Annotated in this window: 12 protein-coding genes and 1 tRNA gene; 9 read left to right on the forward strand and 4 right to left on the reverse strand. The window is 60.2% G+C overall.

Going from position 1 to position 18,912, the window contains the following annotated elements; all coding sequences use genetic code 11:
* The first annotated feature begins 66 nt into the window (after positions 1-66).
* Both leuB and V8359_RS17335 read left to right on the forward strand, forming a co-directional pair.
* Positions 67-1,170, forward strand: coding sequence for a 3-isopropylmalate dehydrogenase (leuB, locus tag V8359_RS17330; RefSeq protein ID WP_336430353.1), 1,104 nt, complete (start codon positions 67-69; stop codon positions 1,168-1,170).
* Positions 1,171-1,404: 234 nt separating this feature from the next.
* Positions 1,405-1,481: transfer RNA gene (locus V8359_RS17335), tRNA-Pro, on the forward strand.
* Between the two features lie 40 nt (positions 1,482-1,521).
* Here V8359_RS17335 and V8359_RS17340 read toward each other — a convergent pair.
* Both V8359_RS17340 and V8359_RS17345 read right to left on the reverse strand, forming a co-directional pair.
* A complete protein-coding gene (locus tag V8359_RS17340) occupies positions 1,522-4,029 on the reverse strand; it encodes a cation:proton antiporter (RefSeq protein WP_336430354.1) in 2,508 nt (835 codons plus the stop codon).
* A gap of 159 nt (positions 4,030-4,188) precedes the next feature.
* Positions 4,189-5,721 (reverse strand): catalase, encoded by a 1,533-nt coding sequence (locus tag V8359_RS17345; protein WP_336430355.1) that lies wholly within the window; start codon positions 5,719-5,721, stop codon positions 4,189-4,191.
* A gap of 178 nt (positions 5,722-5,899) precedes the next feature.
* On the opposite strand from V8359_RS17345, the gene V8359_RS17350 reads away from it, so the two are divergent.
* The 3 genes from V8359_RS17350 (at position 5,900) to V8359_RS17360 (ending at position 8,361) form a co-directional block, all read left to right on the forward strand.
* On the forward strand, positions 5,900-6,544 hold the full coding sequence (locus V8359_RS17350; protein ID WP_336430356.1) for a GntR family transcriptional regulator: 645 nt from the start codon (positions 5,900-5,902) through the stop codon (positions 6,542-6,544).
* Positions 6,545-6,664: 120 nt separating this feature from the next.
* Positions 6,665-7,588: a dihydrodipicolinate synthase family protein gene (locus V8359_RS17355; protein WP_336430358.1), complete on the forward strand. Its 924-nt coding sequence runs from the start codon at positions 6,665-6,667 to the stop codon at positions 7,586-7,588.
* The gene (locus V8359_RS17360; RefSeq protein ID WP_336430360.1) at positions 7,588-8,361 is read left to right on the forward strand and encodes an SDR family oxidoreductase; all 774 of its coding nucleotides are present in this window, start codon (positions 7,588-7,590) and stop codon (positions 8,359-8,361) included. Before V8359_RS17355 ends, V8359_RS17360 begins: the two co-directional genes overlap by 1 nt.
* Positions 8,362-8,423: 62 nt before the next feature.
* Here V8359_RS17360 and V8359_RS17365 read toward each other — a convergent pair whose 3' ends face one another.
* Together V8359_RS17365 and V8359_RS17370 are read right to left on the reverse strand one after the other, a co-directional pair.
* Complete coding sequence (locus V8359_RS17365; protein WP_336430361.1) at positions 8,424-12,542, reverse strand: translocation/assembly module TamB domain-containing protein; 4,119 nt, start codon at positions 12,540-12,542, stop codon at positions 8,424-8,426.
* 2 nt (positions 12,543-12,544) lie between these two features.
* Entirely contained in the window at positions 12,545-14,365 is a 1,821-nt protein-coding gene (locus tag V8359_RS17370; protein ID WP_336430362.1) for an autotransporter assembly complex protein TamA, read from the reverse strand.
* A gap of 345 nt (positions 14,366-14,710) precedes the next feature.
* Here V8359_RS17370 and V8359_RS17375 point away from each other — a divergent pair, with 345 nt between their 5' ends.
* From V8359_RS17375 to V8359_RS17390, 4 genes are all read left to right on the forward strand, one after another.
* Positions 14,711-15,679, forward strand: coding sequence for an agmatinase (locus V8359_RS17375; protein ID WP_336430363.1), 969 nt, complete (start codon positions 14,711-14,713; stop codon positions 15,677-15,679).
* A gap of 110 nt (positions 15,680-15,789) precedes the next feature.
* Positions 15,790-16,707 (forward strand): MBL fold metallo-hydrolase, encoded by a 918-nt coding sequence (locus V8359_RS17380; RefSeq protein ID WP_336430364.1) that lies wholly within the window; start codon positions 15,790-15,792, stop codon positions 16,705-16,707.
* Positions 16,707-17,648 (forward strand): MBL fold metallo-hydrolase, encoded by a 942-nt coding sequence (locus V8359_RS17385; protein ID WP_336430365.1) that lies wholly within the window; start codon positions 16,707-16,709, stop codon positions 17,646-17,648. Before V8359_RS17380 ends, V8359_RS17385 begins: the two co-directional genes overlap by 1 nt.
* A gap of 228 nt (positions 17,649-17,876) precedes the next feature.
* Positions 17,877-18,912 (forward strand): YeeE/YedE family protein (locus V8359_RS17390; RefSeq protein ID WP_336430367.1); only part of this gene is annotated, 1,036 nt, incomplete at its 3' end.

An 18,912-nucleotide genomic window follows, 5' to 3' on the forward strand; every position in this document is an offset into this window, starting at 1 on the left:
TTGACCATCCCGGCGGCGCGCGCTAGGCCAATCGCGACAGTGACCCACCCGAAAAAGGACCGTTCCATGACCAATCCATCGCTTCTTATTCTGCCCGGTGACGGGATCGGCCCCGAGGTCATGGCAGAGGTCCGCAAGGTCATCGAATGGTTTGGCGCGAAACGCGATCTTGCCTTCGACCTTGACGAAGACCTTGTCGGTGGCTCGGCCTATGACAAGCACGGCGTGCCGCTGGCCGACGAGACGATGGCGCGTGCGCAGGAGGTGGATGCGGTTCTTCTGGGGGCTGTGGGCGGCCCGAAATACGATGATCTCGATTTTTCGGTGAAACCCGAGCGTGGCCTTTTGCGGCTCCGCAAGGAGATGGACCTTTTCGCGAACCTGCGCCCGGCTCAGTGTTTCGATGCGCTTGCCGATTTCAGCAGCCTGAAGAAGGATATCGTGGCCGGTCTGGACATTATGATCGTGCGCGAACTGACCAGCGGCATCTATTTCGGAGAGCCGCGCGGTATCTTCGAGGAGGGCAATGAACGCGTTGGCATCAACACCCAGCGTTACACCGAAAGCGAGATCGAGCGCGCGGTGCGCGCGGCGTTCGAATTGGCCATGCGGCGGGGTCGCAAGGTGTGTTCGATGGAGAAGGCCAATGTGATGGAATCGGGCATCCTCTGGCGCGAGGTGGCAAGCCGCGTGGGGCAAGATTATCCGGATGTTGAGCTGAGCCATATGTATGCCGATAACGGCGCGATGCAGCTTGTCCGGGCGCCCAAGCAGTTTGACGTCATCGTGACAGACAACCTGTTCGGGGATGTGCTTTCGGATTGTGCGGCGATGCTGACGGGATCGCTTGGGATGCTGCCATCGGCATCATTGGGCGCCCCGATGGAAAATGGCCGGCCCAAAGCCCTTTACGAACCGGTGCATGGAAGCGCGCCCGATATCGCGGGGCAGGGCAAGGCGAACCCGATCGCCTGTATTCTGAGCTTTGCCATGGCGCTTCGCTATAGCTTTGACAAGGGGGACGAGGCCGCACGCCTTGAGGCCGCTGTGGAAAGCGTTCTGGCGGATGGGGTGCGCACCGCCGATCTGCTTGGTCCCGAAGGGGGCTCGCCGATTTCGACGTCCGAGATGGGCGATGCCATTCTCGCGGCCCTTGACGCAAGCCTTTGACCGCATTGATCGAGCTCGACTTCGCCCCCGGTGCATTGCGCCCGGGGGTTTGGTTTGAAGCGTTTCGCGAAAACCTGTGAGACGGAGGGCTGCGAAACGCTGCGCGAGGCCGAAACGCATTTGCGAAGCTGACAAGTGTCATGCAACTCCGAACCGACCCCCGGCAACCCGCATCTTTTATTGTTTGAACGGCTTGCAAGTAACGTGTTTTAACAGTAATCGGCACGGCACGGTCGGAGTGTAGCTCAGCCTGGTAGAGCACTGTCTTCGGGAGGCAGGGGTCGGAGGTTCGAATCCTCTCACTCCGACCAATAAAACAAGGCGCCCAAGGGCGTCTTTTTTGTTTTCTGATCAAGTCTGGGACGCAGACAACAACACGTCTGGATCAATGCCGCGTTTTTCGGCGCTGGCGCGGACGGCTTCCTGAAGCGTGGTGCTCCTACGGAGGAGGCGGCGAAATCGCTCTTCGTCAAGCACGAGCAATGTGGACGGAGAGATGGCGCGGGCCTCGGTGCGGCGGGCTCTGTTCATCAGGATTGCAAGTTGTCCGAACATTTCGCCCCGGCCCAGCCGCCATGTCTGACCCGCGCTTTCGAGTTCGAACGCCCCTGATGCGATGAAGAATACGCGCTTTGGCAGGCTGTCTTTGCGGATCACGACATCACCGGCGTTCACGTATCGGGTGTGCAGTGAGCGGGCCAGACGTTTTTGTGCCCGTAGGTCGAGATTGGCAAAGAGCGGGAACTGTTTCATCAATTCGGTGCGTCGCAGGGCGATATCGAGCCGGGGCCGCACTTCGGCTTGCGCGCGCCGCGCTGCGACGTCCTGCATCAGTGCTGTGTAAACCTCTGCCCCAATGAGGCCATCCTCGCGCATGGTCGTGTATTCTCGTTCCTCGAGCCGAAGGGCTGTGCGCCGGATGAAGCGGCGTTCCAGCTCTTCGGCATAGCCAGGATATTGGAGACGAAGCCCCTGAAGCGCAGTTTCCAGCATGTCGACCCGCCGCGCCAACATCTCGTTGAGAAGTTCTGCCACGCGGCGACCGTGAATGCGCCGGATACGACCTTTGATGAAATCGCCCAAGTCTTTCAGGATCAGACGTTGCGCCAACAGAAGTTCGAACCGATCGGTGGTCATACGTGCGAGTGGCGCCGAAAGCCCGAGGCGCCGGTTCAGAACCACCGCCGCGCGCAGCCCCGAGCCATAGGCGATACTTCGGCGTGCGCTGCGCATATAACCGCTGCGCCCGTCGCTGCGCGCCCCCTCAATGAGCCGGTCGGCATCCGAAAGCACCTGTTCGGCCATGCGCGCCGAGATCGTTCTTTCCCTGACCCGTTCAAGGATCGTGTCACGCTCATGACCGGCAAGCGCGATGAGCCCGAGCGTGATCCTGTCGCGATCGAGAATGTCGGCGCTTGCCTCGGCGTTTTTGACCGAATTGTCCAACCTTTCGCCAAATCTTTTGGCTTCGGAGCGCACGATGTTGTGGGTCAGATCGTAATTCTCGGCTGTGCGGGCGATATCCTCGCGCACAGTCTGAAGTGCCACAGCCACCACCTGCCGCGAAAGAGCCTCGTCAAGCGGCGACAGCCGGTCGAGCCCGAGCCAGTGAATGACGGGCCGTAGCGTCGTGCCCTGCACGATCAGGGTAAAGAGTGTAAAGCCGGTGGCAAGGATACCGACGACGCGCTTGACCTCGACTGGCACCCGGAAACTCTCGGTCACCGCCAATGCCAGCGCGAGTGTTACCGCCCCGCGCAACCCGCCCCACAAGATCGCGGCACGATAGGGCCGCTCGACCGCCGGTGAGACCCGCAGTAGCGTGAGCAATGGCAGGAGCCCGAAAAGTATGAGTGCCCGGGCTGCGATCGCGGCAAGGATAACGACGCCGACCAGCATAAAATCAGATGCCCTGACCTCTTCCAGAAGTCGCGGAATCAACAGCGCCGCAAGGATAAAGATCAGCGCGCCCGCCCAGTGTGCGAGCAGATCCCAAACCTCGCGCAGGTTGGCCCAGGCTTGCGGTGGCAGGCGCCCCGGTCCGGTAAGGTTGAGCGTTAGCCCGGCGGTCACCACCGCGATCACCCCCGAGGCACCGACGCTTTGTTCGGCGCCGATATAGGCCAGATAGGGCAATGCCACCGAGATCGAGATCTGTGCCAGTTCATGCCGGTTGAAGAGCGCCATAACCCAAACCGAGATTCGCGCCATGAGCCAACCGGTCAGCGCTCCACCCGCGATGAGAACGGGAAACCGCGACAGCGCATCGCCCAGATTCGGATTGGGCACCCCGAGCATCACGAAGCTCATGAAAAGGCCGAATAGCGCGATCGCGGCGGCATCGTTCAGCAGGCTTTCACCTTCGATGATCCGCGCCAGCCTTCGCGGCGCGGAGAGCGAGCGAAAGATGGATACCACCGCCGACGGGTCGGTCGTGGAGACAATCGCACCGATCAGCAGACACGTCGTCAGCGACAATGTGCTTGCCCATGACAGCGCATAGCCCACGCTCACGGTGGCGACGATGACCGCAACAACGGCGAGCACCAGAATCGGCACCCAGTCATCCAGCATCCGCCGCAAATTCATGCCCAGCGTGACCTGAAACAGCAGTGTGGGCAAAAATACGTAGAGAAAGACGTTGGACCGGATAGGAAGGCCGAGGATCGCTTCGGCCACCGGGTTAAGCGCATCGGTCAGTTCCGTGCGCAGAAAGAAAACCGCCCCGAGCCCGATCAGAATGCCCAGTGTCGCGAGGATCACGCTATAGGGCAGGCGCAGCCGCGCCGCCAACGGCTCGGCCACCCCGATCACGAAAAACAGTGACGCGATCACCGTGGTGATAAGAACAATGTCCATGACTTTGATCTAGCCCGAAAAAGGGCTGAATGAAAACGCGGCGGTCAATTTATGGGCCGCCGGAGCAATGAATGATGAATAAACAAGTCGTGACCTTCCGCCAGATGCCTAGCCATGTCTCTGGCGGCATCTGGCGAAGTCCGGATGATAAAGCCGCGTCTATTCGACCGCGTCCTTGCTGTCGATGCTTTCGGCCGATGCGAGGCCCGGCGCGTCCGAGGCACCGCCAAGCTTGTCCCGAACCCCTTTCTCGATCTTGTCGCCGGTGTCGCGGTCGATGTTACGCCAGTAATCGAAGGCGCGTTGAAGCACCTTTTCGCTGACGCCGTCGCGCAGGTGGCCGACAACATTCTCGACCAGACGGGCGCGCGCCGCGTCATCCATCACGTCACGAACCAATATGCCTGCCTGTGTCCAGTCGTCATCGTCCTCTCGCAGAGTATAGGCTTGGCGCACCATGTCGCCGTCCGCGTGCCAGAGCCCGGCCTCGCCCCGGGTATCGGGCTGTGCCGTGGGGCCGCCGTATGAATTGGGCGCGTAAACCGGATCCGAGACATTTTCGGTTCTACCGTGGCCGTCCTTGGAATAGCTGTGAACGGGACACTTGGCGCTGTTTACCGGAATCTGTTTGTAATTCACGCCAAGCCGCGCACGGTGTGCGTCTGCGTAGGAGAAGCCGCGTGCCAGCAACATCTTGTCCGGCGACAGGCCGACACCCGGCACCATGTTGTTGGGTTCGAACGCAGCCTGTTCGATCTCGGTGTGGAAATCGGTGGGATTGCGGTCGAGAACCAGTTTGCCGACCTCGATCAACGGGTAATCCGAATGTGGCCAGACCTTTGTCAGGTCAAATGGATTGAGGCGATATGTCTTGGCGTCCTCATAGGGCATGATCTGCCATTTCAAGGTCCAGCTTGGGGGAGTGCCGTCGCGGATCGCGTTGAAAAGATCCCGCCGGTGGAAATCTCCGTCGGTTCCGGCAAGCTCGTCGGCTTCTTCCTGACTGAGGTAGGCATTCCCGTCACCCTGATCGGTGTGGAAATGGAATTTGACCCAGAACTTCTCGCCTTCGGCATTCACCAACGAATAGGTGTGGCTTGAATAGCCATTCATCTCGCGCCAGGTCCGGGGAATGCCGCGGTCCCCCATAAGATAGGTGACCTGATGCGCGCTTTCAGGTGAGAGCGTCCAGAAATCCCACTGCATATCGTGATCGCGCATGTCATTGTCGGCGCGGCGTTTCTGGCTTCGGATGAACTGTTGAAACTTGAGCGGATCGCGCACGAAGAAAATCGGCGTGTTGTTTCCGACCATGTCGAAATTGCCGTCTTCGGTATACATCTTGACCGAGAAGCCCCGTGGATCACGCCACGTGTCGGGGCTTCCACGCTCGCCAGCGACGGTCGAGAAGCGAACCACCACGTCGCATTTTGCGCCGGGCTGAAATATCTTGGCCTTGGTGAAGCGCGAGACGTCCTGCGTGGTCTCGAAATGTCCGAACGCCCCGGCGCCCTTCGCGTGGGGTTGGCGTTCCGGGATACGCTCCCGATTGAAATTTGCCATTTGCTCAAGAAGGTAGGTATCGTTCAGGACAATCGGTCCGTCGGGCCCGACGGTGAGCGAATGCTCGTCGCTCTGAACGCGAATACCGGCATCTGTCGTGGTGGGGGGGACGTCTTTTTCGCTAGCCATTGTCAGCCTCCATAGTTGTCCTTGAGGATAACCGGCGTGCTTTCCAGAAGTTCCTTGAGCATCTGGCAAGAGCGACTGAAGTTTGACCAGCATGGCTTTACGCATTGTTGTCCTTGGTATACCAAATATTCAGATTGGCATTGAAAACCCGGACCGAGTTGAGAGAGCGGAGCCATAGGTGCAAAAAGAGCAAAGCCTTGCCGAAAACACAGTTCAACGGCTGCGCACCATGATCCTGCGTGGTGAGCTTGCCTCTGGCACGCCGCTTCAAGAACGCACTTTTGCTGAAAAGCTGGGAGTTTCGCGGACCCCGGTCCGCGAGGCGATCGCGCGTCTTGTGAGCGAAGGTCTGGTCACCCGCACGCATCGCGGTGTGCCAACCGTAAACCGGATTTCCATTACCGAGCTTGTGGAAATCTTGCATGCTCGTAGGCTGTTGGAATGCGAAACTGCGCGGCAAACGGCAAGTGTTCATTCGGATCCGGAAATATGGTTGAAATACAAAAGAATATTAGCCGGATATCTCAGCGGAGAGCGTCCGGACCGAGCGGAACATGCGGATTTCGATTATGCGCTGCATATGCAGATCGCGCGCATGGCGGGCTCGTCGCTACTGTGTGAGATGATCGAGGGATTGAAGCTCAAGACCCGGATTTTCGACCAAGGGGAAATTCCCGCCCGGTTCGAGCCTGGTGTCAGGGAACATATCGCTATTCTCGACGCTATTCTTGCGCGTGACCCGGACGCCGCCGAAGGCGCGATGCGGGTGCATATCGACAATGCCAGGGAAGCTATTCTGACCCATATAAACCGCCTGATGTGACACGCTTGTTGCCGGGGTGGCGATATGCTGTTGACGTTCTGCTCGAATACCGTTGGTATACCAACGAATATCCTATGGAATTTGCAAATGACAAAGCAGCCAACAAAGGGAGACGAGACCATGAGCCGGCTGACAGAAGAGGCGCGGGGCGTCTATGTGATCGCCGCCACGCCGTTTCAGGATGACGGGACGCTTGATCTTGAAAGCGCCGACCGCATGGTCGACACCTATCTTGAGACCGGGGCGACGGGCCTGACGGTTCTTGGCATGATGGGTGAAGCGCCGAAACTCACCATGGAGGAGTCGCGCCGCTTTGTTCAGCGGGTTTTGATGCGCGTGGACGGTCGCGTGCCGGTGGTGGTGGGGGCCTCTTCACCGGGTTTCGCACAGATGAAAGAGCTGAGCGACATGGTAATGGGCGAAGGTGCCAGCGGAGTGATGATCGCGCCGCCGGGCGCGCTCAAGACCGACGATCAGATCGTCACTTACTATACTCAGGCCGCTGAATTCATCGGTGATGCACCCTTCGTGCTTCAGGATTTTCCCCTTGTCACGGGTGTGCAAATGTCGGTGTCGGTTATTGCACGGATCGTGCGGGATCTTCCGACCTGTGTGTGCCTCAAGCATGAGGATTGGCCTGGATTGGAGAAGATCAGCGCCCTGCGCGCGCCGCAAGCCTTGGACCGGCGGATCTCGATATTGTGCGGAAATGGCGGGCTCTTCCTACCCGAGGAGATGGCGCGTGGGGCAGACGGCGCCATGACCGGATTTGGGTTTCCCGAGATGATGCGCGATGTCGTGCGCGAGATGGAGGCCGGCAATCCCGAACGGGCCCGTGACATTTTCGACGCCTACCTTCCGATGGCACGTTACGAACAGCAGCCGGGGCTTGGCCTTGCGGTACGAAAATACGTTCTGGCCAAGCGCGGCATCATCGCAAGCCCGGCCTTGCGCAAACCCGGAGCGCCGCTGACTGCTGCCGCGCGCGCCGAAGTGGATCGAATGCTGGATCGGCAGGAAAAACGATTGAAGGAGCTGAACTGATGGAACTTGGATTGACTGGAAAGCGCGCTTTGGTGCTTGGCGCAAGCCGCGGGCTGGGTGCGGCTATTGCCAAATCGCTTGCCGCCGAGGGGGCGCAGGTGATTGCCGCCGCGCGCAACGCCGAAAAGATACAGGACTGGGCCGCGGCGGAAGAGGGGCAGATTGATGCCATGCAACTTGACCTGTCGGATGTCGACGCCATCAACGCGGCATTGGACGATCTTCTGAAAGATGGCGGAATCGATATCCTTGTCAATAATGCGGGCGGCCCCCCGCCCGGCAAGACGACCGGTGCCTCACGCGCGGATTGGATCGCGCATTTCGAGACGATGTGCGCCAATCTTATTCACGTGACAGGGCGGGTGCTTCCGGGGATGCAGGACAAGGGGTGGGGCCGCGTGGTCACCATTACCTCTTCGGGTGTCGAACAGCCGATTCCGAATCTTGCGCTGTCGAATGGCCTGCGGTCCGCCCTTGTGGGGTGGTCGAAGTCGCTTTCGAACGAAATCGCGGGTGACGGGATCACCGTGAACGTCGTGATGCCGGGCCGTATTCATACGCAGCGTGTGGATGAGCTGGACGCCGCCGCCGCCAAGCGCACGGGCAAGCCGGTCGAGGAGGTCGCGCAAAGCTCGGCCGCGTCGATCCCGACCGGGCGCTATGGCAAGCCCGAGGAGTTCGCCGATGTTGTGACGTTCCTGTGTTCCGAGCGGGCATCCTATGTCACCGGGAGCAAGATCCGCATCGATGGCGGGTCGATAAAGTCCGTCTGACCGGCCCCCTTAAGGGTGGGGACAGGACATACTGAGCGCGGCGGCGTCCTGCCGCCGCGGCTTCAGTAATCCTTTTCGAAAAAAATACCGAGCCCGCTATCGCCCCCCGCGCCAAAGCTGCCCTTGGCTTTGAGGTTCTTGTTGATGTCGAGGTTCAGGTTGATTTGGGATTGGCCTTCGGAATCGACTTCGACTTCGGAATAGACGTTTTCAGACAAATACTTGCCTGCCCGAACCTCTGTCGTGTCATCGGGACCGGTTGTCACGTCGAGATCATCGAGTCCAAAGCTACTGCGCAGTTTCCCCACGACGCCATCTCCGCCCTTACCTGCGAGCGTGGCCACCGCACTGGCCAGTTGCAGCGCCTGAAATGCCGAAATCTGGCTGATGTCCCGTTCAAAGATCAGTTGTGAGAGAACCTGATCCTCCGGCAATTCGGGCTGCGATGAAAAGGTGATATCGGGTTGGGATGCTGGCCCTTCGACCACGATGATGATCTGCACCTCACCGCTTGTCGTTTCGGCCACCAGATAGAGGTAAGGCTCGAAGCTTCCGCGCATCCTGAGGTACCCGTCGGTCAGGGTCAGCCGCTTACCCAGTATGTCCAGCCGTCCACGGATGAGATCAAACTGTCCCTCGGGAATTATGTTCTTGGTGTTTCCACGGAGCCGCAGCGACCCGCCGAGTTCCGCATCAAGGCCGCGACCGCGAATGAAAATGCGCGACGGTGCGTTGACCACGATACTGAGATCATAGGCTGGACCGGCCGCACCTGCGGCACCTGACTGAGAGGTGCCGTTGCTGATAAGCTCTGCGAAGGCGCGGGTTTGGCGCACGTCCGCCGGCTCGTTCACATGGCGCAGCCCGGGAAGATCAACGCCCGAAGATATGGCCCCGTCCGGCACACGCACGTTGACCTCACCAAGGTTTACCGTCCCGGCAATGGTCGCTCCGCCTGCGGCGGGCCCGTTGAATGTGATCCGTCCATCGGCTGTGGTCGAATAGAGCGCGGGATCGGTGATGCCGACGCCGCGCAGGTCTATGGCAAGATCGGATTGGAAAGGTGGGTCAAGCCCCACGCGCCCGTTTATGGCGATCTGACCGCCAGTGGAGACGCCCGAAGTCATGCTGATCTGGGCACCGCCGCCATCAAGCGACACGTTCGCGTTCATCTCCGAGAGGGCAAGCTTTGCGTTGGGAAGCGCCAGTCCGGCGCCGCGTGTTGTCACTGTTCCCGACACCGAAGAGAGCGCGGGCGGCCCATCCACGCGGAGATCGAACTGTGCCACGCCCGAGAGGCTGCGCGGGCTAAGCACCGGATTGGCAAGCGCGAGCGGGGCTTGGCCGGTTATGCCAAGGTTGAGGCTGCGGTCCGTGCCGATCCGCCCTGACACATTGGCTGTCATGCCGGCGGGGCCAGTCGCGTCCGCCTCCACGATATATGTCTCACCATCGCCCCGAATCGTTCCGCGCACCGTCGCAGGCCCGGGAAAGCCCGGCGCAAGCAGAGCAACATCCGCGAGCCTTGCATTGAACTGAGCCGAGGAAGAGCCACTCGTGCCAATGGTTCCAGATGCCTCGGCGCTGAGCTGTGGAGTGGTAAGATTGGCGCGGTCGATGGTGAGTGTTCCATCGCTGTCGCGCGCGATTTCCGCGGTGAGGGTTGAGCGGCCCCGCAGAAGGCGATCCACCTGTTCGTTGCCGATGGAAAGAGAGTCGCCCGTCACTTCTAGGTCCACATTCGCGGCTCCATCAGCTTGAAGCGCGCCATTGGCGTTGGCTTGCAGGCGCGGTGAGGTGATGCGGGCGCGCCTTAGGGTGACAGACCCGTCGGCCGCGCGCGAAACCGACAGCAGCGCTTGAGAACGGCCCCGCAAATTGCGATCCAACGCTTCGACACCTAGGGCGAGGTCCTGTCCGTCCACCGTCATTTCGATGTCGCCGCTGCGCGTTTCCAAATCTCCGTTTGCGTCGATTTTGAGGTCAACGGCACCGCCAAGATCACGTTCCGCAAGTGGGGCATAGCGCGAGAGATCGGCCGCCGACGCTTCGGCCTGCACCGAGAATTCGCCCGGCTTGCCATCTGTCAGGCCGATGGTTCCGTCGGCTGTCATCTTGGCTTCTCCGGGGCCCGTTGCCTTGGTCTGAAACTGCCAGATGTCGTTGGATTGCTCTGTCTGTTGCGCGGTCAGGCTTAGCGTCGCGGGCCCATCAAGAGATGGCTCCACCACGGCGAGGTTGTTAACCGTCAGCGAGAGGGCCGCGCGGCTTTGATCAGTTTTCCAATCGGCGCTGGCCGATAGGGTCGTTTGCGGTGAGGTAAGCCTGAGCCATTCGAGATATGTTCCCGTGGGGCCGCGCCTCAGGTTGGCGGAAAGCACGGTTTCGCCTGCTAGCAACGGATCAAGGCGTGGTTGGCCAAAGCCGAGGTCTTGCGCCTTGCCTTCAATACTGACGCGGGTCTTGCCCTCGGTCGGCTGAAAGCTTGCGTTGATATTGAGATCGGCGGCCCCTGAAAGATCGGTCTCGGCGATGCCGGAGAACCGTTCGAGATCCGAGGCGCTCAGCGTGAGCGAGGCCGTGGCACGCGGCGATGCCGATTTCGAGATGCCGGAGATTTCCGCCGTGCCGTCAAGCCGATAATCTTCTCCTTCGAGGGTCAGGGCCTGCAATCGGAATGGTGATTGCTCCTGCCATGAGAATTCGATCTTCCCTTTGAGCGCTTCGCCCAGAGCCGCCGCCAGATCGGGGTCTTGTAGGGCAAGGTCCTGCACAACATAATCAAGCGCGCCGGTAACCTGACCGGGCGTGGCTCCTTCGCCTTTGGACAATGTGCCGCCACCGGTCAGTTGCGCGCGTCTGAGCGACAGGTCTTCTCGCTCAAGGCCGTGCGCATCCAGTGTCATGCGCCAGTCATCGCCGCTCGCCCGGTCATAGCGCAATGCCAGATCAAGCGAGTCGAGTTCAGTTTTGGGGCCACCTAGCGGCAGGAGAACCCGAGAGCCATCCTTTGAGGCAAGTTCACCGGTGAGATTGAACCTTTCGGGCCAGTTATCCGGCCCGACCTCTAATTGCCCGTCGAGCCGCAGCGCGGCCGCCTTGAGGCTCAGTTCCCGGATCGACAGCCCGCCTTCTGCTGGCTTCGATCCTTGCAGACTGAGCGATATATCGGGTCCAAAGAAGTCGCGGTAATCGGGGGCAAAAACCGGCGCGATGTCGCCTTGAATGTCGGCGGCAAAACGAATTGGAGGTGTGTTGCCCTTCTCGTCCGGATCAGGCTGTGGCGATTTGATCGTAACCGTGCCACCGAGACGTCTTTGATCATCAGTGCTCAGGGCGATTTGCGCGGTGAAATCGTCAAGTGGTGCGTCGCCCTCGACGCTTAGCGTGATCAATGGCGCGCCCGGAATTCCCAGTAGCGACGATGCGATGCCGCCGTCTTGCTCCTGTAGGGTTAGGTCGATGCCCAAGTTGCGATCGGCGTTCGAATAGCTGGCTTCGAACGACACGAAATCGGAGGTGCGATCAAGCCGCGATACCTCAAGCTTTGCTTGCCCTTCGCCATCCTCGAGCCGCATCGAGCCTTCAAGCGACAGACTCAGTTTTTCTCCAAGCACGGGCTTGCCGAGGACGACCTTCTTGGCGGCGATCTCTTCGATATTCACCGACACCGGCAGGTCCGGCAATGTGAAACCACTCGCTTCAGCTTGGGGCAGATCAGGGCCGGTTTCGGGATTGGGGAGCCGTTCGAGGATGATCTCGGCGGCAGAAAACTTGGTCACATCAAGAGTGCCGGCCAGAAGCGCGCTGCGGTTCCAGTCAAGCGTGACATCCTTGACTGTCAGCCAGATGCCGTCGGTGTCCTCGATCGTCAGCAGGTCGAGTGTCGCCTCGCTGCTCAGTGCGCCTTCAAACCCTTCGATTTTCACATCGCGGCCTTGGGTCGAAAGATTGTCTTCGATCAGCCCTTGCAGGAAACCGCGATCATTCTCTTGCGCATGGGCCACGGGCGCAGAAAGAATTAGCCCCGAAACCAGAGCTGTGCGCGCCCATCTCAGGGCCGGTTTCACGATGCGGTCGATCATNTCTTGCGCATGGGCCACGGGCGCAGAAAGAATTAGCCCCGAAACCAGAGCTGTGCGCGCCCATCTCAGGGCCGGTTTCACGATGCGGTCGATCATATTCAAAACGCCTGTCCGATACCGATATATACCTGCACACCCTCGCCCGTGCTGCCGCTGACCGGTGCGGCCACGTCAAGCCGCAATGGACCGATCCCTGTCGCATACCTGATTCCGACGCCTGCACCGCTGTGCCAGCGGCCGCTCCCGTCATAGATGCTTTCGGGGCCAATATACCCAACGTCATAGAAGGCGACCGGATCGAAATTGCCCGCCAGGTCGATCCTCAGTTCCGCCGATGCCGCAAGGAATGACCGGCCACCAGTCAGCCCGCTGCCGGTATTCACGCCTAAAGATTGATAGGGATGGCCCCGGACCGTATCGCCACCGCCGGAATAGAACAGGAAATCCTGTGGCGTATCCCCGAGGCTTGAGCCAAGGACACTGCCGAATTGCAGCCTGCCGGCCACCGTGAAAAGGCCGCTGTCGTCAAGCTGTCGATACGTTCTGCCGTCAAGTTCGATCCGCGCGCCGGAATCGTCTTCGTCCAGTGAGATGAAGGGCATCACCTCGGCCTGAAGATAGACGCCTTTGACCGGGTCCAGAGGCACATCCCGCGTATCATATGTGGCCTTGAGCGGGACCAGAAGGTGAAAGTATTCGGTGTTTCCGTTGATCGCATCGGTTTCGTCGGAATAGCGCAGGGTCAAACCCGCCTCGACAGTCAGTTCATCGGTTACGATCCGGCTGAACCCGAACCCGAGCTCAATCTGGTCAGAGAGATAGTTGGGCTCATCCTCGCGTGCGGCTCGTCCCGTGATGAAGAGGGTCGTATCCGCGCCGAAGGTCGCGGGGCGTTCGAACCGGCCCGCGACTTCGTAGTCGATACCACCGTTGCGACCGCCGGCTTCGCTACCGATGCCGCCAACATTGGCGTCGAACCGCAACCGTTCGGCGCCGCCCAAAAGGTTCCGGTGCAGCCAGAAACTCGAGAGCATAAGGCCTTCGTTGCTCGAGACTTCGGCGCCGAAGCCAAAGCGGCGCGGCTTTTCATCGGCAACGTCCATCTCGATGTCCATCACCTTGCCGTTGCGCAATTTCTTGGCTTCGCTAAGCGCGACGGACCGGAAAGCGCCGGTGCGGCGGAGCCGCTTGGCAGATTTTTCAAGCTCATCCGGCGAGAAGCGCTCGCCGGTGGGCAAGCCCGCGATCACGCGAAGGCGTTCGGCGCGCACTGCGCTTTCGGACGTCTGAACCAGATTGCCGAACCGCACCACCGGGCCGGGGCGCAGGGCCAGTTCGGCAATGAGCGTTTTGGAATTGTGGTCCGCCACGAGGTTCTGTCCGGCCAGTTCTGCCTTGGCGTGACCTGCTTCGCGCCATCCCTCGATACCTGCATCCACGGCGTTCTTGACGACCGGCGCACGGGCTCGCGCTCCACGGGTGAACCCCTCTGGCGGGTCGGTCGCGGGTGCAATGGGCGCGATGCGCGCGCGACCGAAGGTGAACGGCTGCCCCGGATTGACACTCACCGTGACGTTACGCAGCCTTGAGGGGGTGGCGAACGGAGATAGATGCCCGGCCTCGCGGCCGTCCACCAAAATGCTGACGACTCCACCGTAGTATCCGAATTCGTAAAGCACGCTGACAAGCTTGGCATAGTCGGCGTTGGCGGCGGCAATGATGTCCTGAGGGTCGTCGCGGTCCTCTTCGTTCGCGGCCTGCACGAGGGAGGCATCGACCAAAGCCTTTCGCAGGTTGTCGTCGCTTGTGCGGATGTCGAAACGGACTTGTTCCAGGGCCGTGGCGATTGATGCCGAGAACACAATGATCGCCACCAGAACACACACACATGGCAGCTTTGAATGAAAACCTTGTGACAATCAGCGTCCCCTCAACGTCTCTACGCCTTGATCGCCGGCGCCGCGGCACTGCCATCAAAGTCTATGGTAATACGCGTCGGGCCTCCAGTAAGTTCCCGCCGGCGCGCCCGCCACGCAAAGGGATTGACGGACATGTCGGCAGTATCCCGCCCAAACAAAACCCCGCGCTACGGTGACCCTCAAGGGCGTGGGTCCAAGTGAGTCTTCTTGTCTGTCCCGGTCTTCGACATGCTTGGGCGTTCGCCGCATTGTGAAAGTGTATGCCTTGTGCCACCGTCATCGCCAAGGTTCGGGTTTAGCATTTCGGTGGCGGCCCGGAGGCACGCACAAAACTGGAGAATGCACATGGCGGGGCACGGGTATGAAACCGGTAGGTTGAACCTTCCATTCGTGGGGATATGCACGTTCGGCAAATATCCTTACGTGGAAGACTGGGACGCGATTGACGCGGATGTCGCGGTGATGGGCGCGCCTTTCGATTTCGGATGCCAATGGCGGTCAGGAGCCCGTATGGGGCCGCGCGGTATTCGCGAGGCATCGACCCTTTTTTCCTTTGGCCATGGCGGGGCCTATGACCACGAGGATGACGTCACATATCTTGATCCGGCCAAGGTGCGAATCGTCGATCTGGGGGATGCCGATATCATTCACACAGATACCGTGGGGAGCCACGCCAATATCGAATTCGGTGTGCGCAAGATGTTGGAAGCGGGCGCCTTGCCTGTTGTGTTGGGGGGCGATCATTCGGTCAACATTCCGTGCATCAACGCTTTTGACGGACAAGAGCCGATTCACGTTGTTCAGATCGACGCGCATCTGGATTTCGTGGATGAACGTCATGGCGTGCGGTTCGGTCACGGCAATCCGATGCGCCGCGCGGCGGAAAAGGAATATGTCACTGGCCTGAGCCAGATTGGCATCCGCAACGTATCTTCGACAGCGCGGGACGGCTATGAGGATGCGCGGGCGATGGGGGCGGACATTCTATCGGTCAGGCAGGTGCGCAAGATGGGCACCGAGGCGATGCTCGCTCGTATTCCCGAGGGTGCGCGCTATTACCTGACCATCGACATTGATGCTTTCGATCCCTCCATTGCCCCCGGCACCGGCACGCCAAGCCATGGCGGCTTTCTTTACTATGATGTGCTTGAATTGATCGACGGGCTTGCCAAAAGGGGCGACATCGTGGGGCTGGACCTTGTCGAAGTTGCACCTGATTATGATCAGACCGGCAGCACCTCGATCCTCGCGGCGCAGATTTTGATGAACACGATCGGCCGGATCATGCACCAGCGCGAGGTCAAAGGCACCTGACACGAGACACCCCCTTGCCAATGGCGGGGGTGGCAGGTCATATTCAATTGTGTGAATAAGTTTGTCGCGCGCTTGCTTGGGCGCGTGTCGCCGCTATCGAGGAGGCCGTCATGAAAATCCAAAGACGTACTATGTTGAAAGGGCTGGGAGCCGGGGCCCTGTTGGGGCTTCCGCAGCAGGTATGGTCCGCGGCGACAATGGAACTTGGCGGCCTGACGGTCAGCACGGTGAGCGACGGGCATCTGGCATTTCCGGCGGAGTTTTTCTTTGAAGGGTTGCCCGAGGAGGAACTGACGACAATCCTCGAACAGTATGACGTCGCGCAAGATACGCTTACGCCGCCCTGCAATGTCACGGTGGCCCAGTTCGGTGGGCGCACCGTCCTCTTTGATTGTGGTTCTGGTCCGGCTTTCATGCCGACGGCCGGCAAGCTTGTCGATGGATTGAGTGCGATGGGGATCACACCCGAGGACGTCACAGAGGTTGTCTTTACACATGGGCATCCCGATCACCTTTGGGGGGTGCTCGACGATTTCAACGATCCGGTCTTTACCGAGGCACAGTATATGATGGGGCGCACCGAACGCGCCTATTGGTCCGACCCGGAAACCGTAGAGACGATCGGGCAAGCAAGGGCCAGTTTTGCCGTGGGCGCGGCCCGCAGGCTTGAGGCCATCGCGGAAGACATGAGCACGTTCGAGAGCGGCCAAGAGATCCTTCCCGGCATCATCGCCCATAGCAGCTTCGGTCATACGCCGGGGCATATGTCCTTCGAGCTTCGCGGCACCGAGGGCGCACTGTTGGTGGTCGGCGATGCCATAGGCAATGGTCATGTGGCGTTTGAGCGTCCGGAATGGCCCAGCGGTTCGGATCAGGACCCCGAGACCGCGGCCAACACGCGCGCCCGCCTTCTCGACATGCTGACGCAAGAGCGTATGGGGCTTATCGGCTTTCACCTTCCCGGTGGCGGGTTGGGGCGCGTTGAGCGCAAGGGCGATGCATACCAATTCGTGACGGAGGAAATGTGATGCGTTGGATTCTGGCATTGATGGCGCTTACCGGGATGGCGCAGGCCAGCGAGGATATCGCTGACAAATACCCGGCTTCGCTTCTTTATGACAAACCCTACGAGGTGATCCCCGGCGTCTATTCGGCGATCGGTGCAACCGCGCCGCCCACCTATGAGAACGCAGGTCACAACAACAACCTGAGCTTTATCGTGACGGGTGACGGTGTCGTCGTGATCAATGGTGGCGCGGCCTATGGTCTGGCCAAGGCCCTGCACGAAGAGATCAAGACCGTGACCGATCAGCCGGTCAAACTGGTCTTCAACGAAAATGGCCAAGGGCACGCCATGCTTGGAAACAGCTATTGGGCCGAACAGGGCGTGCCTATTGTGGCCCATGAAGATGCGGCGCAGGAAATCGAAGACTATGGTGCGCAATCGCTCGCGACCATGGAACGGATAAACCAAGAGCAGCACGAAGGCACGCAGATCGTTCGTCCAACCGAGACTTTCGCGGAGAGCTATGTCGTGGAGCGCGGAGATTTCAGGATTGAGGCGCGGTATCTGGGGCCCGCGCATAGCCCGGGCGACATTGTCGTGTGGCTGCCGACGCAGGAGCTTGTGATTTCCGGAGACATGGCTTTTCACGAACGGATGCTCCCGATTTTCGAGCACACTTATACCGCCGACTGGCTTGACACATGGGAGACCGAATTCGAGGCGCTTGAGGCAACCTATGTCATTCCGGGGCACGGCCATCCGACCAACATGGCGCAGGTGCGTCGCTATACGCGTGATTACCTTGTCTATCTGCGCGAAAAGATCGGTGCGCATCTGGATGCGGGGGGTGATCTGGCCGATGCCTATTATGTGGATCAATCGCCCTATGCGCATCTCGATACGTTCGAGGAGCTGGCAACCAAAAATGCGGGCCGGGTCTATGAGCAGATGGAGTTCGAATGACGCAACACCCAAACATTCCCGTAGAGAGCGCCATCACCGCGATTTAAGGCCAAGCTTTCAGAAAACAGAACGATCATGACATATTTTGCCGGTGGTGCGCGCCGGGGTGGAACCCTGTTCCGTTCATGATCAACTTTGCAAGAAAGTGTCCCGGGTTGGGCTTCTTGACCTCATGTGCAAAAGCGCGATGTAAGGCCGGATTGCCATTTTCGCCGGGACGAAACTTCCATGCTATTCGAGCTTTACGAACTGCCGTTTGACGCGCAGGGCGCGCAACTTCTGATCGGGTTGGCCCTCGGGCTTGCCTTCGGCGTGGCGGCGCAGGTCAGCCGGTTTTGTCTTCGTCGCGCGGTGGTGGCGGGCCCTGATCGCAATGCGGCGCTTGGCACATGGCTGAGCGCGCTCGCGGTGGCCATTGCGGGCACGACGCTTGTGACCGGGTTGGGCTGGGTTGATCTTTCTGATCATCGTCAGATGGTATCGGACCTGCCGCTTGCCGCGCTGATGGTCGGGGGGCTTGCCTTTGGTATCGGAATGGTTCTGACGCGGGGCTGCATCAGCCGCCTCACGGTTCTGGGCGGTACGGGCAATCTGCGGGCGCTGACTGTGCTGGTGATCTTTGCAATCGTGGCGCATGCCACGCTCAAAGGCGTCTTTGCGCCTTTGCGGGTGGGACTTGGCGGTGCCACCCTTGAGGCTGGTATCGGGTCGTTGGCCGAGTTGCCGGGCGGGGCGGTAACATGGGCCGCGCTTCTGGTGGCAGGTCTTGTCGCGGCGATCGCATGGCTTCGGCCACGTCCTCTTCATGTTATGATGGCCGGGGCAATTGGCGCGCTTGTCGTGGCGGGCTGGGTCGCGACCGGCTGGCTTTTCTTCGACGCGTTCGAGCCGCAGCCGGTGCAGTCCATGGCCTTCACATCGACATGGGCCGATAGCCTTTTCTGGACAGTGGCGTCGACATCCATTCCGGCCGGTTTTGGTGTGGGGCTGGTCGGGGGCGTGTTTGCAGGTGGTTTCCTGTCCGCGCTGATCCGGCGCGAACTGAGCCTTGAGAGTTTTGAGAGCCCGCGGCAAACGCTCCGCTATGTGGCAGGGGCGGCCCTCATGGGCTTTGGTGGCGTTCTGGCGGGGGGCTGCACCGTGGGTGCTGGCCTTTCGGGTGTTTCGATGCTGAGCCTGTCCGCGATTGTGGCGCTTTTGTCCATCGTGACGGGCGCGTTGGTTGCGGATCGCGCGCTTCGGCGCGCGCCCGCGCTGCAACCTG

This window comes from Roseovarius sp. E0-M6 (assembly GCF_037083845.1).
Taxonomy (GTDB): Bacteria; Pseudomonadota; Alphaproteobacteria; order Rhodobacterales; family Rhodobacteraceae; genus Roseovarius.